14 protein-coding genes are annotated in these 16963 nt (G+C 71.9%); 7 read left to right on the forward strand and 7 right to left on the reverse strand.

Features of this window, described 5'->3' with window-relative positions; all coding sequences use genetic code 11:
- Positions 1-65 precede the first annotated feature (65 nt).
- The 3 genes from CHF16_RS03305 to ahpD all read left to right on the forward strand — a co-directional run bounded on the left by CHF16_RS03305 (position 66) and on the right by ahpD (position 2455).
- On the forward strand, positions 66-941 hold the full coding sequence (locus CHF16_RS03305) for an NAD(P)H-binding protein (protein WP_089324393.1): 876 nt from the start codon (positions 66-68) through the stop codon (positions 939-941).
- Between the two features lie 341 nt (positions 942-1282).
- Entirely contained in the window at positions 1283-1837 is a 555-nt protein-coding gene (locus CHF16_RS03310; RefSeq protein ID WP_089324394.1) for a peroxiredoxin, read from the forward strand.
- Positions 1838-1906: 69 nt separating this feature from the next.
- Complete coding sequence (gene ahpD, locus CHF16_RS03315; protein WP_089324618.1) at positions 1907-2455, forward strand: alkylhydroperoxidase, AhpD family; 549 nt, start codon at positions 1907-1909, stop codon at positions 2453-2455.
- A gap of 100 nt (positions 2456-2555) precedes the next feature.
- On the opposite strand, the gene guaA is transcribed toward ahpD, so the two are convergent.
- The gene (guaA, locus tag CHF16_RS03320; protein WP_245868188.1) at positions 2556-4124 is read right to left on the reverse strand and encodes a glutamine-hydrolyzing GMP synthase; all 1569 of its coding nucleotides are present in this window, start codon (positions 4122-4124) and stop codon (positions 2556-2558) included.
- Between the two features lie 240 nt (positions 4125-4364).
- Between guaA and CHF16_RS03325 the strand changes: the two genes are divergently transcribed.
- Complete coding sequence (locus CHF16_RS03325; RefSeq protein ID WP_245868189.1) at positions 4365-5372, forward strand: zinc metalloprotease; 1008 nt, start codon at positions 4365-4367, stop codon at positions 5370-5372.
- Between the two features lie 26 nt (positions 5373-5398).
- On the opposite strand, the gene CHF16_RS03330 is transcribed toward CHF16_RS03325, so the two are convergent.
- Complete coding sequence (locus tag CHF16_RS03330; protein WP_089324397.1) at positions 5399-6127, reverse strand: DNA alkylation repair protein; 729 nt, start codon at positions 6125-6127, stop codon at positions 5399-5401.
- A gap of 168 nt (positions 6128-6295) precedes the next feature.
- Here CHF16_RS03330 and CHF16_RS03335 point away from each other — a divergent pair, with 168 nt between their 5' ends.
- Positions 6296-7198 carry a zinc metalloprotease gene (locus tag CHF16_RS03335; RefSeq protein WP_089324398.1) on the forward strand — a complete coding sequence of 301 codons (903 nt, stop codon included), beginning with the start codon at positions 6296-6298 and terminating at the stop codon, positions 7196-7198.
- Positions 7199-7274: 76 nt separating this feature from the next.
- Here the strand turns inward: CHF16_RS03335 and CHF16_RS03340 are convergent, their stop codons facing one another.
- Together CHF16_RS03340 and CHF16_RS03345 are read right to left on the reverse strand one after the other, a co-directional pair.
- Complete coding sequence (locus CHF16_RS03340) at positions 7275-9026, reverse strand: GMC oxidoreductase (RefSeq protein WP_089324399.1); 1752 nt, start codon at positions 9024-9026, stop codon at positions 7275-7277.
- A gap of 9 nt (positions 9027-9035) precedes the next feature.
- A complete protein-coding gene (locus CHF16_RS03345; RefSeq protein WP_089324400.1) occupies positions 9036-10616 on the reverse strand; it encodes a succinic semialdehyde dehydrogenase in 1581 nt (526 codons plus the stop codon).
- 269 nt (positions 10617-10885) lie between these two features.
- Here CHF16_RS03345 and CHF16_RS03350 point away from each other — a divergent pair, with 269 nt between their 5' ends.
- Complete coding sequence (locus CHF16_RS03350; protein WP_089324401.1) at positions 10886-11635, forward strand: TetR/AcrR family transcriptional regulator; 750 nt, start codon at positions 10886-10888, stop codon at positions 11633-11635.
- A 28-nt stretch (positions 11636-11663) separates the two neighbouring features.
- Here the strand turns inward: CHF16_RS03350 and glpD are convergent, their stop codons facing one another.
- From glpD to guaB, 3 genes are all read right to left on the reverse strand, one after another.
- A complete protein-coding gene (glpD, locus tag CHF16_RS03355; protein WP_089324402.1) occupies positions 11664-13403 on the reverse strand; it encodes a glycerol-3-phosphate dehydrogenase in 1740 nt (579 codons plus the stop codon).
- A gap of 99 nt (positions 13404-13502) precedes the next feature.
- Positions 13503-14618, reverse strand: coding sequence for a GuaB3 family IMP dehydrogenase-related protein (locus tag CHF16_RS03360; protein WP_089324403.1), 1116 nt, complete (start codon positions 14616-14618; stop codon positions 13503-13505).
- Positions 14619-14823: 205 nt separating this feature from the next.
- Positions 14824-16320, reverse strand: coding sequence for an IMP dehydrogenase (guaB, locus tag CHF16_RS03365; protein WP_089324404.1), 1497 nt, complete (start codon positions 16318-16320; stop codon positions 14824-14826).
- Between the two features lie 244 nt (positions 16321-16564).
- On the opposite strand from guaB, the gene CHF16_RS03370 reads away from it, so the two are divergent.
- Positions 16565-16954: a DUF5319 domain-containing protein gene (locus CHF16_RS03370; RefSeq protein ID WP_089324405.1), complete on the forward strand. Its 390-nt coding sequence runs from the start codon at positions 16565-16567 to the stop codon at positions 16952-16954.
- Positions 16955-16963 lie beyond the last annotated feature (9 nt).

Raw genomic sequence — 16963 nt, forward strand, 5'->3', positions numbered from 1 at the left:
ATTCAGACGTCGGTGGCGCGGCGCATCCGCATGCCGCCGGCACGCCGCGGACCAGGGAGAACGCTGTGATCATCGTTACCGGAGCGACCGGGAAGCTCGGCCGCGCGACCGTCGAGCGGCTGCTCGACCGCGTCCCCGCGGACCGGGTCGGCGCGAGCGTCCGGAACCCGGAGAAGGCCGCCGATCTCGCCGAGCGGGGCGTCCGCGTCCGGCGGGGCGACTTCGCCGACCCCGCGAGTCTCGCCCGCGCGTTCGAGGGCGCGTCGCAGGTCATGATCATCTCAGCCGACGGCATCGGCGAGGAGACGCTGCGCCTGCACCGCACCGCGATCGGCGCGGCCAAGGCCGCCGGTGCCCGCCGGATCCTCTACACCGGCCACATGGGGGCGAGCGCGGCGTCCGCCTTCCCGCCCATGCGCGACCACGCGGCCACGGAGGAGGCGCTGCGGGCGTCGGGCGTCCCCTTCACCGTGCTGCGCAACGGCTTCTACGCGTCCACGACGGCGGCCGTCCTCGGCGCCGCGCTGCGGACCGGCGAACTGGCCGTGCCGGAGGACGGCCCGGTGTCCTGGACGGCCCACGCCGATCTCGCCGAGGCGGCCGCGGCCGTCCTGGCCGGGGAGACCTTCGACGGCCCGACACCGGCGCTGACGGCGGGCGAGGCCCTCGGCATGTCCGAGGTCGCGGCCCTGGCCGCGGAGATCACCGGGCGTCCGATCCGGCACGTGGTCGTCCCGGACGCCGAGTACCGGGCGGGCCTGACCGCGCACGGCGTCCCCGAGTTCGCCGCGGACATGCTGACCGCCATGTTCACCGCGAGCCGCCGGGGCGAGTTCGCCGGGGTCGACCCCGCCCTCGGCCGCCTGCTGGGCCGCCCGCCGACGCCGCTCCGGGACGTCCTCCGGGCGGCCCTGCCGCAGGCGGAACATCACGGACGGTAGCGCCCCCGCCGGGGTGACCCATTGGTCACCTGTTGTGCACGGAAAGCCGAACGCCCTAAACTTGCGCACTACGCAGGGTTAGGCCCGATTTGTCGTGAGTCTATGTGATTTACGTCTACCGATCACTCGGGCGGGCCGCCAGGGGCGCATCATCTTCGCTGGTCACCGCGCTGCTCGCGGGATTGATAGGCGGCGCCTATCGCATTCGTGGGATTCATCGATTTCTCTTTTCGATCGAGCGGCGGCACGCTGAGTGACATCGGCCGCCGAGGCGGAGACCCCGCGGCCCTCCTGCGCCTCCTCATGCGGAGGCGACCCACTCTCATGACGAAGGAGCATGCGTGCTTACTGTCGGTGACCAGTTCCCCGAGTACGAGCTCACCGCCTGCGTCTCGCTGGACGCCGAGAACGCGTTCGAGACGATCAACCACAAGTCCTACGAGGGCAAGTGGCGCGTCGTGTTCTTCTGGCCGAAGGACTTCACCTTCGTGTGCCCGACCGAGATCGCCGAGTTCGGCCGCCTCAACGAGGACTTCGCCGACCGCGACGCCCAGGTGCTCGGCGCGTCCGTCGACAACGAGTTCGTCCACTTCGCGTGGCGCAAGGACCACCCGGACCTGCGCGAGATCCCGTTCCCGATGATGTCGGACCTCAAGCGCGAGCTGAGCGAGGCCCTCGGCATCCTCACCGCGGACGGCGTGGCGCAGCGCGCGACCTTCATCGTCGACCCGAACAACGAGATCCAGTTCGCGATGGTGACCGCCGGGTCCGTCGGCCGCAACGTCAAGGAGGTCCTGCGGGTCCTCGACGCGCTGCAGAGCGACGAGCTGTGCCCCTGCAACTGGAACAAGGGCGAGGAGACCCTCGACGCCGCCAAGCTGCTGGCCGGCGCCTGATCCCGCCCCGCCCGTTCCCGGCCGGCCGCGTCGCGCGGCCGGCCGTTCGCTTGGAAAGGACACTTGATCATGAGCGTTGACGCGCTGAAGGGCGCCCTCCCCGGCTACGCCAAGGACACCAAGCTCAACCTCGGCTCGCTGACCTCCACCTCGCAGCTCACCGAGCAGCAGCTGTGGGGGACGGTCCTGGCCTGCGCCCTCGCCACCCGGAGCGCCGTCGTCATCCGCGAGCTGGCCGAGGAGGCGGGCGACTACCTGTCCGCCGAGGCGTTCGAGGCGGCCAAGGGCGCCGCGTCGATCATGGCGATGAACAACGTGTACTACCGCGCCACCCACCTCATCGGGGACGAGACCTACGCGACGCTGCCCGCCAAGCTGCGGATGTCCATCATCGGCAAGCCGGGCGTCGACAAGGTCGACTTCGAGCTGTGGTGCCTCGCCGTGTCGGCGATCAACGGCTGCGGGCGCTGCCTGGAGTCGCACGAGAAGGTCGTCCGCGAGGCCGGCCTGTCCCGCGAGCTCGTCCAGGAGGCGCTGCGGATCGCCGCCGTCGTCAACGCGGCGGCCGCGACCCTGGACGCCGAGGCCGCGCTGGCCCCGGCGACCGCCGCCGTCTGACACGGCGGACCCGCTCTTCGAACGGCGGAAGGCCCGGACGGTTTCCCCGTCCGGGCCTTCCGCCGTTCACGCGGCCCTACCGCTCATGGGGCCCGGCCGCTCACTCCCACTCGATGGTGCCCGGGGGCTTGGAGGTGATGTCGACCGTGACGCGGTTGATCTCGCGGACCTCGTTGGTGATGCGGGTGGAGATCCGCTGCAGGAGGTCGTAGGGCAGCTTCGCCCAGTCGGCCGTCATGGCGTCCTCGCTGGTGACGGGACGCAGCACGATCGGGTGGCCGTAGGTGCGGCTGTCGCCCTGCACGCCGACGGAGCGGACGTCGGCCAGCAGCACCACCGGGAACTGCCAGATGTCGCGGTCGAGGCCGGCGCGGGTCAGCTCCTCGCGGGCGATGGCGTCGGCGTCGCGGAGGATGTCGAGGCGCTCGCGCGTGACGGCGCCGATGATCCGGATGCCGAGGCCGGGGCCGGGGAACGGCTGCCGCCAGACGATCTCGGTCGGCAGGCCGAGCTGCTCGCCCAGCGCGCGGACCTCGTCCTTGAACAGCGTGCGCAGCGGCTCGATCAGCTCGAACTGCAGGTCGTCGGGGAGCCCGCCGACGTTGTGGTGCGACTTGATGTTCGCGGCGCCGGTGCCGCCGCCCGACTCGACCACGTCCGGGTAGAGGGTCCCCTGGACGAGGAACTCGACCGGCTCGTCGGCGTCCTCGCCGACGATCTCCCGGGCGGCCGCCTCGAACACCCGGATGAACTCGCGGCCGATGATCTTGCGCTTCTGCTCGGGGTCGGCGACGCCGTCCAGCGCGGCGAGGAACCGGTCCTGGGCGTCGACGACGTGCAGGTTCACGCCGGTGGCGGCGACGAAGTCCTTCTCGACTTGCTCGGGCTCGCCCTTGCGCAGCAGCCCGTGGTCGACGAACACGCAGGTCAGCTGGTCGCCGATGGCCCGCTGGACGAGCGCGGCGGCGACCGCGGAGTCCACCCCGCCCGACAGCGCGCAGATCGCCCGGCGCCCGCCGACCTGCCGCCGGACGGCCTCGATCGACTCCTCGGCGATGTTGACCATCGTCCAGTTCGGACGGCATCCGGCGCCTTCGTACAGGAAGCGACGCAGGATCTCCATTCCGTGCTCGGTGTGCAGAACCTCCGGATGGAACTGGACGCCGAAGAAGCCGCGCTCGCGGTCCTCCATGCCGGCGACCGGCGTGACGTCGGTGCTCGCCGTCACCGTGAAGCCGGACGGGGCGCTGCTGACGAAGTCGCGGTGCGACATCCACACCGCCTGCTCGTGCGGCAGCCCCGCGAACAGCATGCCCGGGGACGTGACGGCCACGGTCGCGCCGCCGTACTCGGCGACGTCGGAGTTCTCCACCGTCCCGCCGAGGGCCTGCGCCATCACCTGGTGGCCGTAGCAGATGCCGAGCGTGGGGACGCCGATCTCGAACAGCCCCTCGGGCGCCACCGGCGCGCCCTCCGCGTACACCGACGCCGGTCCGCCGGACAGGATGATCGCCTTCGGCCGCCTGGCCAGCATCTCCTCCGCCGGCATGGTCGACGGGACGATCTCGCTGAACACATGGCACTCGCGGACGCGCCGCGCGATCAGCTGCGCGTACTGCGCGCCGAAGTCGACGACGAGAACGGTGTCAAAGGACTGGTCTGCGGCCACCAACTGAGCCTTTCGCACGGCCGGAAGGGGCTCCCAGTCTACGGGCCCGCTGCCTGCGCCTATGCCCCCGCACCCCCATCACGGCCCTCACATGGCGCGACTGTCCGGTAACGGTCGGCATCCGTTTACCTTGATCACACTCAACGGACCGCCGCGTTCTGATACGAGTTAATGACGCCCTGTAGTCGAACGCGCATGCCTGCATGGCTCCCGTCCGCAAGCGACCTCCCTAGGAGTGCCGTGAAGCTGCTCGCCGCCACCGCCCTGCTCGCCGCGCTCGTCCCGGCAGCGCCGTCCATGCCGTCCGGGCCGCGCCCCGCCGCGCCCGCGCATCCCGCCGCCTCCGCGCGCACGGCCGGCGGCGACTGCGCGCACCCGCAGGCGCACCCGCAGGCGCGCCTGCGGACGGGCGCCCACGGCCGGGAGCGCAACGACCTGACGCCGGCGCAGGCCGCCACCGTGGAGGAGCGGCTCAACCGCCTCCTGGACCGGCTCGGCGCGGGGCCGGCCGACCGGTCCGGCGGCCAGTCGCACGCCCGCGACCTCCGCTCGGCGCCGCGGCTCACGATCCCGGTGTTCTTCCACGTGATCCACGACGGGCAGCAGGGCAACGTCTCCAAGGCCGCGATCGACCGGCAGATCGCCACCTTGAACGCCTCCTACGGGGGGCGCAACGGCGGCGCGGACACGCGCGTCTCCTTCGCGCTCCACGGGGTCAGCCGATCCGACAGCGCGGCCTGGTTCCGCGACCCGGAGCGCTACGAGGGCATGTACAAGCCGATGCTGCACCAGGGCGGCAAGGGCACGCTGAACCTCTACAGCACCAACATCGGCGGGAACCTGCTCGGCTGGTCGACGTTCCCGTGGAAGTACCAGGCCGACCCCAAGATGGACGGGGTGACCATCCACTACGGCAGCATGCCGGGCGGGTCCATCCAGCACTTCAACAAGGGCTTCAGCGCCACCCACGAGGTGGGGCACTGGCTGGGGCTGTACCACACGTTCCAGGACGGCTGCGGCGGCCAGGGCGACCGGGTCGCCGACACCCCGGCCGAGCGCGACCCGTCGAACGGCTGCCCGACCGGCAAGGACACCTGCCCCGCCCCGGGCGCCGACCCGATCCACAACTACATGGACTACAGCTACGACACCTGCATGACGTCGTTCACCGCGGGCCAGGGCGCCCGTATGCACCAGGTGTGGACGGCCTACCGCGCCGAGACCCCCAAGAAGTCCAAGAACGCCTGACCCCGTCCGGAGCGCCGCGGCGCGGCTCAGGAGGGCCGCTCGCGGAGCCGGGCGGCCTCCTCCGCGGGCAGCCGCCGGACGGCCTCGCGCAGCGTCACGCCCGAGATGGCGCCGAGGCGGGGCTCGACCCACTCCACCACCCAGGACGGGTCCTTCTTGGAGAGTTCCCGGAGGACCCATCCCAGGGCCTTCCGGATGAAGAACTCGCGCTCGTCCAGCAGCGCGTCCCCGTACCGGCTGATCCGCTCAAGGTCCGGGTCTCCCGTCCGGACGCCCGGCAGTAACGCCAGGACGGCCGTACGCCGTATCCACATGTAGGGGTCGGCGACCCAGGCGTCCAGTACCGGTGCCAGGTCCGGGTGCCGCATGACCAGGCCGCCGACGACCTTCTCCGCGAGGTGGTCGACGTACACCCAGCTGGCCGAGTCGCGGATGAACTCCTCGGCCGTCTCCATGTCGCGGGGCTCCAGCAGAGCCGCACGCTTGACGAGCACTTCGATCGCCGCCATGCGGGCCTCGTGGACGGGCTGCCCGTCGTCGGTGACGTCCCACAGGAGCCGGGCCAGCGACAGCACCTCGTCCCGCGTGGGCTTGCCCTTGACCGTCGAAAGGGCCACTTTGCGAAGCGCGGGCACGGTCACGCCGATGTGAACGAACTCGCTCTTCAGATACCTCTTTTCGCTCTGCGCGCGCGCCGGATCCCCCAAGGCGCGCAACTCTGCCAAAACCCGCGCGGCCTCCGCCTTAACGTCCATGCGGGCAACGCTACGCCGCCGCGCTATGGCGCCGTATTCAGCGTTGTCCTTTCTGATTCGTCCAGGTTTGCCAAAGACGTGATGTTTGTTCGCATTCACCCTTGTTCCAGCGATGACTCCGCTCCCCCCGCGCGCGCTCCCCCGCTCGCGCCGCCCCCAAGGAGTTCCATGAAACGCGCCGGAATCGCCACCGTCCTCGGCCTGGCCGCCGCCTTCACGGCGTACGCGCCCGCCGCCCCCGCCACCCTCGCCGCCCCCACGACCACCACGTCCACCACCAACGCCTGCGTGGAGCAACCCGCGCAGGCCCGCGTCCGCGCGGGCGCCCACGCCACCGAGCGGAACCAGCCGAGCGCGGCCAAGGTCGCCGCGATGGAGCGGGACTTCCAGAACCGGGTCGGCAAGCTCAAGGGGATGCGCACGGCCGCGGCCATCACGGTCAGGGTGCACTTCCAGGTCGTCTACGGCAGCGCGGGCAACGTCTCCGACACGACCCTGCGGCAGCAGCTCGACGTCCTCAACGACGCCTACTCGGACAGCGGCGTCTCGTTCACCCTGGCGGAGATCAGGCGCACGAACAACGCGTCCTGGTTCTCCAACCCGGAGGGCTACGAGCGGCAGATGAAGAACGCCCTGCACACGGGCAACGCGCAGGACCTCAACATCTACACCGCCGACCTCGGCTCCAGCCTCCTCGGCTGGGCGACGTTCCCGAGCAGCTACCGGTCCCAGCCCTCGATGGACGGCGTCGTCATCCACTACCAGAGCCTGCCGGGCGGCGCCATCGGCAACTACAACGAGGGTGACACCGCCACCCACGAGGTGGGCCACTGGATGGGGCTCTACCACACGTTCCAGGGCGGATGCAGCGGCCAGGGAGACCAGGTCTCCGACACCCCCGCCGAGCGGAGCCCCGCCTCGGGCTGCCCGACCGGCCGCGACACCTGCTCCTCCACGGGCGTGGACCCCATCCACAACTTCATGGACTACAGCTACGACTCGTGCATGTACGAGTTCACGCCGGGCCAGAACGCGCGCATGCAGTCCCAGTGGGCTGCCTACCGCGCATGACCTGAACACCCTGCCAGCCCCAACGCGAGCCCACCGCGAGCACTCTCGCGGTGGGCTCCGCCATGCGGCGGGACGATCAGGTGATGTCGACGATGGGCAGCTGCAAGGCCGCCGGAGCCGTGGCGGGAACGACCGGGTTCTTCGGCAGGACGGGGCTTATGCGGCGGTAGCCCTCGCCCAGTGCGGGGCGCGGGTCGTCCTCGGCGCGGTTGGGCCAGAACGACATGGCGCGCTCAGCCTGGGCCGTGATGGTCAGCGACGGGTTCACGCCCAGGTTGGCCGATACGGCGGAGCCGTCCACGATGTGCAGCCCCGGGTGCCCGTAGACGCGGTGGTAGGGGTCGATGACGCCGGACTCCGGCGAGTCGCCGATCGCGCAGCCGCCGAGGAAGTGCGCGGTCATCGGGACGTCGAACAGGTCGCCCCACGTGCCGCCCGCGATGCCGCCGATCTCGTCGGCGATCAGCCGCGTCGCCTCGTGCCCCTCCGGGATCCAGGTCGGGTTCGGCTCGCCGTGCCCGGCGGTCGCGCGGACGTCCCAGCCGAAGGGCCCCCTCTTCGGCCGCAGCGTGATCGAGTTGTCCCGGGTCTGCATGACCAGCGCGATCACCGTCCGCTCCGACCAGCGCCGCACGTCGAAGAGCTGGACGAGGTCGCGCGGCCGCCGCACCGCCTCGCGGGCGAACTTGCGGATCCGGGGCGTGTGCCGCTCACCGGGCCGGTCCCCGTCGACGAGCAGGGTCTGCAACCCGGCGAGGAGGTTGGAGCCCCGCCCGTACCGGACGGGCTCGACGTGCGTGTCCGGCGCCGGGTGGAACGAGGACGTGATGGCCACGCCCTCGGAGAAGTCCGGGCCCGGCTTGCCGTTGCGGCGCCCGCCGCCGAGGATCGCCTCGGAGTTCGTGCGGGTCAGCGCGCCGAGCCGGTCCGACAGGCGCGGCAGCGCGCCGGTCGCCTTGAGCTTGTGCAGCAGCTTCTGCGTCCCGTAGGTGCCCGCGGCGAACACCACCTGCTCGGTCGTGAACGTCTTGCGGTCGCGTCCGAACGAGCCCGTCCGGACGATCTCGACCCGGTACCCCCCGCCGGGCAGCGGCCGGACCGAGGTGACGCGGCTGAGCGGCATCACCCGCGCGCCGGCCTTCTCCGCGAGGTAGAGGTAGTTCTCCGTGAGCATGTTCTTCGCGCCGTGGCGGCAGCCCACCATGCACTCGCCGCACTCCATGCAGCCGCGGCGGCGCGGGCCCGCCCCGCCGAAGTACGGGTCGGCGCTCTCGATCCCGGCCCCGCGCCCGAAGTAGACGCCGACCGGGGTCTTCACGAACGTGTCGCCCTTGCCCATCCGGTCGGCGACCCGCTTCATGACCTTGTCGGCCGCGGTCGTCGTGGGGTTCTGGACGACGCCCAGCATGCGCTTGGCCTGCTCGTAGTAGGGCGCCAGCTCGTCCCGCCAGTCGGTGATGTGCGCCCACTGCCGGTCCTTGAAGAACGGCTCCGGCGGGACGTACAGCGTGTTGGCGTAGTTCAGCGACCCGCCGCCCACGCCCGCGCCCGCGAGCACCATCACGCGGCTCGACTTCGCGCCGCGGATGAGGTGCATCCGCTGGATGCCGGTGAGGCCGAGCGCGGGCGCCCACAGGTAGCGCGCGATCCGCCAGTTGGTCTTGGGCAGTTCGGGGTACCGGGCCCCCGGAGCACCGGACGGGTTCGTGTCGAAGCGGCGGCCCGCCTCGATCACGCCGACCTTGTACCCCTTCTCGGTCAGCCGCAGCGCGGAGACGCTGCCGCCGAACCCCGACCCGACCACCAGCACGTCGAAGTCATGCTTCACGGGCGTTCCCTACTTGATCCGCAGCTTCTTCATGAGCCTGATGCCGTTCGCCATGTATCCGGCGAACGTGTCGTAGCCGATGCCGGACGGGGGTTCGAGGTCCATGATGTGCTGGCTCGCGACGGTCTGCACCTCGGTGAACTTCAGCAGGCCCTCGGACCCGTGGCGGCGCCCGACGCCCGACTGCTTCATCCCGCCCATCGGCGAGTCGTAGGACGCGTAGGCGGCGCCGTAGCCGTCGTTGATGTTGACCGTCCCCGCCTGGATGCGGGCGGCCAGCCGGCGGGCCCGCGCCGGGGACTTGGTCCACACCGACGCGTTCAGGCCGTAGTCGGTGTCGTTGGCGCGGGCGACGACCTCGTCCTCGTCCCGGTACTTGTAGACGGAGACGACGGGCCCGAACGTCTCGTTGGCGCACAGGTCCATGTCGCCGTTCACGTCCGCGAGGACGGTCGGCTCGTAGAACAGCGGGCCGATGTCGGGACGCGCCTTGCCGCCCGCGAGGACGGTCGCGCCCTCCTTGACGGCCTGGTCGACGTGCCGGGTCACCGCGTCGAGCTGGCGGGCGTGGGTCAGCGAGCCCATCTCGGCCTCGAAGTCGAGGCCGGTGCCGAGCTTCATGCCCTGCACCAGCTCGACGAACCGGGGCACGAACCGGTCGTAGACGTCCTCGTGGACGTACATCCGCTCGATCGAGATGCACAGCTGCCCGGCGTTGGTGAAGCACGCCCGGACGGCGCCGCGCGCGGCCCGCTCCACGTCGGCGTCCGCCATGACGATCATCGGGTTCTTGCCGCCGAGCTCCAGCGAGTAGCCGATCAGCCGGGGCGCGACCTTGGCCGCGATCGCCTTGCCGCCGCGCGTCGAGCCGGTGAAGGAGACGTAGTCGGCCTCCTCCAGCAGCGGGTCGCCGATCTCCGCGGGGTCGCCGACGACGATCTGCCAGACGTCGCGGGGCAGCCCGAGCGAGACCAGCAGGTCCAGCACCCACAGGCTGGACAGGCACGTCTGGGTGTCCGGCTTGTGGATCACCGCGTTGCCCGCCATCAGCGCGGGCGCGATGTCGCTGGCGCCCAGCGCGAACGGGTAGTTCCAGGGGGCGATCAGCGCCACGACGCCCTTCGGGTGCCGCAGCTCCCGCACCCGCGTGAGCCCCGGCATCATGCCCTGGCGGCGCTTGGGCTTCAGCAGCCCCGGAGCCCGCCGGGCGTAGTACAGCGAGCACAGCGCCACGTCGAGGAACTCCTCCAGCGCGTGGCGGCGGGCCTTGCCCGTCTCCAGCTGGATGACGTCGAGGATCTCCTCGCGCCGGGCGACCAGCGCGTCCGCCAGCCGCAGGAACGGCTTGACCCGCTCGCTCGCCGGCAGCGCCGCCCAGGCCCGCTGCGCCTCCCTGGCGCGCGCGTAGGCCGCGCGGACGTCGTCGGCACCGGAGATCGGGACGGTCGCGAGGGGCTCACCGGTGAACGGGCTGGGAATCGTCGTGCTCTCGGCGCCGCCCGAGGCGACGTGGGAGGCCAGCCGGTCGATCAGGGTCTGGGGGAGCGTGTGCTCTGCCGCGCCTTTGGCAGGGACCGTCGGGGATGCCATGCAGGCAGCGTATGACCACCCGCCCATTTTGGCTACCCGCAAGTAACGCGCTACTTGCAGTGATATGCCCCACCTCATCGGGTTACGTCCGCCTCTGCCTGACAAGCGGCACCGAACGGAGCGTTCCAAGCTCCCGGACTTGCGCATCCGGGAGATTGACCATGCCCGGCCGGTGTATCCCCGAGGGAGAGAATCTCGCGCGCGCACCGCGGACGGAGGACCGTGGCCGCGCGCACGGGGAGCGGGTCTCGACACGGAGGGAACAGCGAATGACGGACGCCCACGGCGACCATCGGCCAGCGGCGGGGGCGGCCGGGCGGCCGCCGTCCGGCGGCGGTCCCCGCTCGCGCCGGGACCGGCGCGAGCAGACCCGCGCCGCCCTGCTCGCCGCCGCCGAGCGCCTCTGGGCCGAGCGCGGCATCCACGGCGCCTCGCTGGACGACATCGCGGCGGCCGCGGGCCTCACCAAGGGCGCCGTCTACTCCAACTTCGCGGGCAAGACCGACCTGCTGCTGGCCCTGATGGAGCGCATCACCAGCGACTGCGCCGGGCCGGAGGTCTGCGACGAGCTCCGCGCCGCCGAGCGGGACGCCGCGCGCGACGCCGCCCGGGAGGCCGCCCTCACCGGCCGCCCGTCCCGCCACGGCGCCTCCGCCGCCACCGACCGCCCCCGCAGGATCGCCCTGCTGCTGGTCGAGTTCTGGCTGTACGGCATGCGCGACTACGCCGCCGGCTGGCGCATCGCCGACTGGTACGCCGAGCGCCGCGACCGGCTGGCCCGCGAGCTCGAACCCGCCGACGGCGACGGCGGCACCGACGGGGGCACCGACGGGGGCACCGACGGGGGCACCGACCACCCGGCGGCCCGCATCGCGCCCGCCGACCGGGCCGCCCTGACCATGGCCCTCGACTTCGGGCTGGCGTTCCAGCACCTCCTGGACCCGGCCCGCGTCCCCGCCGACCTCTACGCGACCGGCAAGTCGCTGGTCCAGGCGCCCCGCCCCCGCCGCCCCGCCTGAGCGCGGGGCCGGCCGGGGGCGGCCGGGGTCACGGGGTCGCCACGGGGACGATGTCCGGAGCGCCGCGGCGGTGGGCGTTGGCCTCCTGGTCGTCCTCCTGCGTCTGCGACGCGCGCTCGGCCTCCACCCGCTTGCGGTAGTACTCGATCTCGCGGTCGCGCTGCTTCTTCGACCAGCCGAGCACCGGGGCCAGCAGGTCGGCGGCCTCCTGGGCGACGCCGACGCCGCGATCCCAGGTCTCTATCGAGATGCGGGTGCGGCGGGCGAGGACGTCGTTGAGGTGCCGGGCGCCCTCGTGCGTGGCGGCGTAGACGACCTCGGCGCGCAGGTAGTCGTCGGCGCCGGTGAGCGGCTTGGCCAGGTCCGGCTTGTCGGCGATCAGGCCGAGCAGGTCGTCCAGCAGGGTGCCGTAGCGGCGCAGGAGGTGCTCGATGCGGGCGACGTGCAGCCCGGAGCGGGACGCCAGCCGGTGGCGCGCGTTCCACATCGCCTGGAAGCCGTCGCCGCCGACGAGCGGGATGCGGTCCGTGCACGACTCGGCGACCTTGCCGTCCAGGCCGTGGGCGACCGCGTCGATGGCGTCCTTGGCCATGACCCGGTACGTGGTGTACTTGCCGCCCGCCACCAGGACGAGGCCGGGCACGGGGTGCGCGACCACGTGCTCGCGGGACAGCTTGGACGTCTCGTCGGTCTCGCCCGTGAGAAGGGGGCGCAGGCCCGCGTAGACGCCCTCCACGTCGTCGTGCGTGAGCGGCGTGGAGAGCACCGCGTTGACGTGGTCGAGGACGTAGTCGATGTCGGCCTTCGACGCGGCCGGATGCGCCCGGTCGAGGTCCCACGCGGTGTCGGTGGTGCCGATGATCCAGTGCCGCCCCCACGGGATCACGAACAGCACGGACTTCTCCGTGCGCAGGATGATCCCCGTCGAGGAGTGGATGCGGTCCTTGGGGACGACCAGGTGGATGCCCTTGGACGCCTTCACGTGGATCTGGCCGCGCCCGCCGACGAGCTCCTGGATGTCGTCCGTCCAGACGCCGGTGGCGTTCACGACCTGCTTCGCGCGGACCTCGCTGGTCGTGTTGCCCTCCAGGTCGCGGATGCGCAGCCCGGTGACGCGCTCGCCCTCGCGCAGGAAGCCGAGGCACTGGGTGCGGGACGCGACCTGCGCGCCGTACTGCGCCGCCGTCCGCAGCAGCATCATCACGAAGCGGGCGTCGTCGACCTGCGCGTCCCAGTACTGGATCGCGCCGACGAAGGCGTCCTTGCGCAGGGACGGCGCCAGCCGCAGCGCCCCGCGCCGGGTCAGGTGCCGGTGGTGCGGGACGCCGCGCGTGCTGCCCATCTGGAACGCGAGCGCGTCGTACAGCGCCACGCCCGCACCGAGGTACGCCCGCTCCCACACGCGGTGCGTCGTCGGCAGCAGGAACGGGACGGGCTTGACCAGGTGCGGCGCGATCGTCTGGAGCAGCAGGCTCCGCTCGGTCAGCGCCTCCCGGACGAGGTCGAAGTTGTACTGCTCCAGGTAGCGCAGGCCCCCGTGGATCAGCTTGGAGGAGCGCGACGAGGTGCCGGACGCGAAGTCGCGGGCCTCGACCACCGCGACCGACAGGCCGCGGGTGGCCGCGTCGAGTGCCGCGCCCGCGCCGACGATGCCGCCGCCCACGACGACCACATCGAACTCTTCGCGGGCCATCCGGTCGAGCGCCGCGGCGCGTTCGGCCGGACCCAGCCGGGAGCTTCCGAGGCCCGTCACCGGTGATGCCGTCATCGCTTATCCCCCCACAGCGTTCGGTTTCCGAGCAGTACCTACCCACTAGTAAGGACGGGTCCACCACGGAAATTTCCCCAATGGGGGGTGGGGTCGGTCTCAGTCGGTGGACATGCGGGGGGCCACGACGACCTGTACCCGCTGGAACTCCTTCAACTCCGTGTACCCGGCGGTGGCCATCGCGCGGCGCAGCGCCCCGATGAGGTTCATCGAGCCGTCCGCGACATGGGACGGGCCGTGCAGGATCTGCTCCATCGTCCCGATCGTGCCGAGGTCGAGGCGGGTGCCGCGCGGGACGTCGCCGTGGTGCGCCTCGCTGCCCCAGTGGTAGCCGCGGCCCGGGGCCTCGGTCGAGCGGGCGAACGGGGAGCCGACCATCACCGCGTCGGAGCCGCACGCGAACGCCTTGGCGATGTCGCCGCTGTTGACCATGCCGCCGTCGGCGATGACGTGCACGTACCGGCCGCCGGACTCGTCCATGTAGTCGCGGCGGGCGGCGGCCACGTCCGCGACCGCGGTCGCCATCGGGACGGCGACGCCGAGGACGGTCCGCGTGGTGTGCCCGGAGCCGCCGCCGAACCCGACCAGCACCCCGGCCGCGCCGGTGCGCATCAGGTGCAGCGCGGCCGTGTAGGTGGAGCAGCCGCCGACGATCACCGGGACGTCGAGGTCGTAGATGAACTGCTTGAGGTTCAGCGGCTCGGCGCGGCCGGACACGTGCTCGGCGGACACGGTCGTCCCGCGGATCACGAACAGGTCGACGCCCGCGTCGATCACGGCCTTGTGGAACTGCGCGGTGCGCTGCGGGGACAGCCGCGCCGCGACGGTGACGCCCGCCTCCCGGACCTCCTCGATCCGGCGGCCGATCAGCTCCTCCTTGATCGGCTCGGTGTAGATCTCCTGGAGCCGCTGGGTGGCGCGCACGTCGTCCAGCGAGGCGATCTCGGCGAGCAGCGGCTCGGGATTCTCGTAGCGCGTCCACAGCCCTTCGAGGTCGAGCACGGCGAGGCCGCCGAGCCGGCCGACGGCGATCGCGGTGGCCGGGCTGACGACGCTGTCCATCGGCGCGACGACCAGCGGCATCTCGAACCGGTAGGCGTCGATCTGCCAGGCGACGCTGACCTCCTCGGGGTCGCGCGTCCGGCGGGACGGCACGATGCCGATGTCGTCGAAGGCGTACGCCCGGCGGCCGCTCTTGCCCCGGCCGATCTCCACCTCAGCAGCCACTCTGTTCCTTTCATCGCCCTCGGCGTCAGGTGCTGGAGCACCTTCCTTCGGCGGGCGACGCGGCGATCGCTGCATCGCTCCGACTCGCCCAGGGGGCTCGCTGCGCGATCAGGCTCTCGCAAGCTCGAACCTGGCTTCGCACGCGATCGCGACGTTTCGGTTGTTTCAGGTTTGGGTTCCTACCCTGGGAATTCTAACGGCCTTGGTAATTCGGGGCCTCGACGGTCATCTGGATGTCGTGGGGGTGGCTCTCCCGGAGCCCGGCGACGCTGATCCGCATGAGCTGGCCGCGCTCCTGCAGCTCGGGGATCGTCCGGGTGCCCGCGTACCACATGGACTGGTGCAGGCCGCCGACGAGCTGGTGCGCGACGTTGGCGAGCGGGCCGCGGTAGGGCACCTGGCCCTCGACGCCCTCGGGGATCAGCTTCTCCTCGGCGCTGACGTCGGCCTGGGCGTAGCGGTCCTTGGAGTAGGACGCGCCGCGCTCGCGGTTGCGCATCGCGCCGAGCGACCCCATGCCGCGGTAGGACTTGTACTGCTTGCCGTGCACGAAGATCAGCTCGCCCGGGGACTCCTCGACCCCGGCGAGCAGGCTGCCGAGCATGACGGTATCGGCGCCCGCGACCAGCGCCTTGGCGATGTCGCCGGAGTACTGCAGGCCGCCGTCCCCGATCACCGGGACCCCGGCCGGCCGCGCCGCGCGGGCCGCTTCGGAGATCGCGGTGATCTGCGGGACGCCGACGCCGGCGACGATCCGGGTGGTGCAGATGGAGCCCGGCCCGACCCCGACCTTGATCGCGTCGGCGCCCGCGTCCACCAGCAGCTGCGCGCCGGCCTCGGTGGCGACGTTGCCGCCGACGACCTGCACGCCCGAGTTGCCCTTGATCGAGGCGACCGTGTCGGCGACGCCCTTGGAGTGGCCGTGCGCGGTGTCCACGATGATCACGTCGGTGCCGGCCTCGATCAGCGCCTTCGCGCGGCGGATCGCGTCCTCGCCGACGCCGACGGCCGCGGCGACCAGCAGCCGCCCGTCGGCGTCCTTGGTCGCGGCCGGGTACTGCTCGCTCTTGGTGAAGTCCTTGGTGGTGATGAGGCCCTTGAGCCGGCCGTCGGCGTCCACGAGCGGGAGCTTCTCGACCTTGTTGCCCGCCAGCAGCCGGAACGCCTCGTCCCGCGACACCCCCACCGGCGCCGTCACCAGCGGCATCGGGGTCATCACCTCGCGGACCGGGCGGGACAGGTCCGACTCGAAGCGCATGTCGCGGTTGGTCACGATGCCGACCAGCACGCCGCGCACGTCCGTCACCGGCACGCCGGAGATCCGGTAGCGGGAGCACAGCTCCTCGACGTCGGCGAGCGTGGCGTCCGGCAGGCAGGTGACCGGGTTGGTGATCATCCCGGACTCGGACCGCTTGACCCGGTCGGCCTCCTCGGCCTGGTCCTCGATCGACATGTTGCGGTGCAGCACGCCGATGCCGCCCTGCCGCGCCATGGCGACCGCCGTGCGCGCCTCGGTGACCGTGTCCATCGCCGCCGAGACGAGCGGGATCCGCAGCGAGATCTCGCGGGTGAGCCGGGTCGTGGTGTCGGCCTCGCCGGGCTGGAGGTCGGAGTAGCCCGGGAGCAGGAGCACATCGTCGAAGGTCAGGCCCTGCGGAAGGAACTTGTCGGGCTCGGCGGCGGGGTTCATGACAACCTTCCCGTATCGGTTGCGGCATCGGGCCAGGTCACAAGGACCCTGTCCCCATGGTAGGGCGTCCGCCCGCACCGGCGCGGGCTGTTGCGGGCCGCGGCCGCGTGGCCTTGGTGACATCAGGGAACACGCCGGACACCCCTGAGCATTCCCCCACCGGACGGACACGCCACGTGATTGTTCGCGCACAGAGGAGACCGGGGGGTGCACCTTTCGGGGGCCGCGGCAGTAGCGTGGGAGTGTGCACGACGACGCACCGCTCGACCCGTTCGCCGGGGACCCGGAGGATCCGGCGGCGGCGCTCGGCGACCCAGGCGACGAGGCCGCTCCGCTCAGCGTGACGGAGCGGGAGGACGTGCTGGCCGACCTCGCCGACCTGGAGGTCTTCCGCGCGCTGCTGGAGCCGCTCGGCGTGCGCGGCCTCACGGTCGACTGCGGCGACTGCGGCAAGCTGCACTACATCGACTGGGAGCTGCTGCACGGCAACCTGCGCCACCTGCTGGACGCCGGGCTGCCGCGCGTCCACGAGCCCGCGCTGTCCCCCGACCCCGTCGACTACGTGAGCTGGGAGTACGCCCGCGGCTACGTCGACGGCGTGATCGACAGCGAAGAGGGCCGGGACGAGAACTAGCGCGCCCGG

The sequence above is a fragment of the Actinomadura meyerae genome, from assembly GCF_900188445.1.
Lineage (GTDB): Bacteria > Actinomycetota > Actinomycetes > Streptosporangiales > Streptosporangiaceae > Spirillospora > Spirillospora meyerae.

What these genes read in the sequence shown, in the direction of transcription:
- ahpD (WP_089324618.1), top strand. Translation starts at nt 1,907, where the DNA reads ATGAGCGTTGACGCGCTGAAGGGCGCCCTCCCCGGCTACGCCAAGGAC.
- CHF16_RS03330 (WP_089324397.1), bottom strand. Translation starts at nt 6,127, where the DNA reads ATGGACGTTAAGGCGGAGGCCGCGCGGGTTTTGGCAGAGTTGCGCGCC.
- CHF16_RS03335 (WP_089324398.1), top strand. Translation starts at nt 6,296, where the DNA reads ATGAAACGCGCCGGAATCGCCACCGTCCTCGGCCTGGCCGCCGCCTTC.
- CHF16_RS03345 (WP_089324400.1), bottom strand. Translation starts at nt 10,616, where the DNA reads ATGGCATCCCCGACGGTCCCTGCCAAAGGCGCGGCAGAGCACACGCTC.
- CHF16_RS03350 (WP_089324401.1), top strand. Translation starts at nt 10,886, where the DNA reads ATGACGGACGCCCACGGCGACCATCGGCCAGCGGCGGGGGCGGCCGGG.
- glpD (WP_089324402.1), bottom strand. Translation starts at nt 13,403, where the DNA reads ATGACGGCATCACCGGTGACGGGCCTCGGAAGCTCCCGGCTGGGTCCG.
- guaB (WP_089324404.1), bottom strand. Translation starts at nt 16,320, where the DNA reads ATGAACCCCGCCGCCGAGCCCGACAAGTTCCTTCCGCAGGGCCTGACC.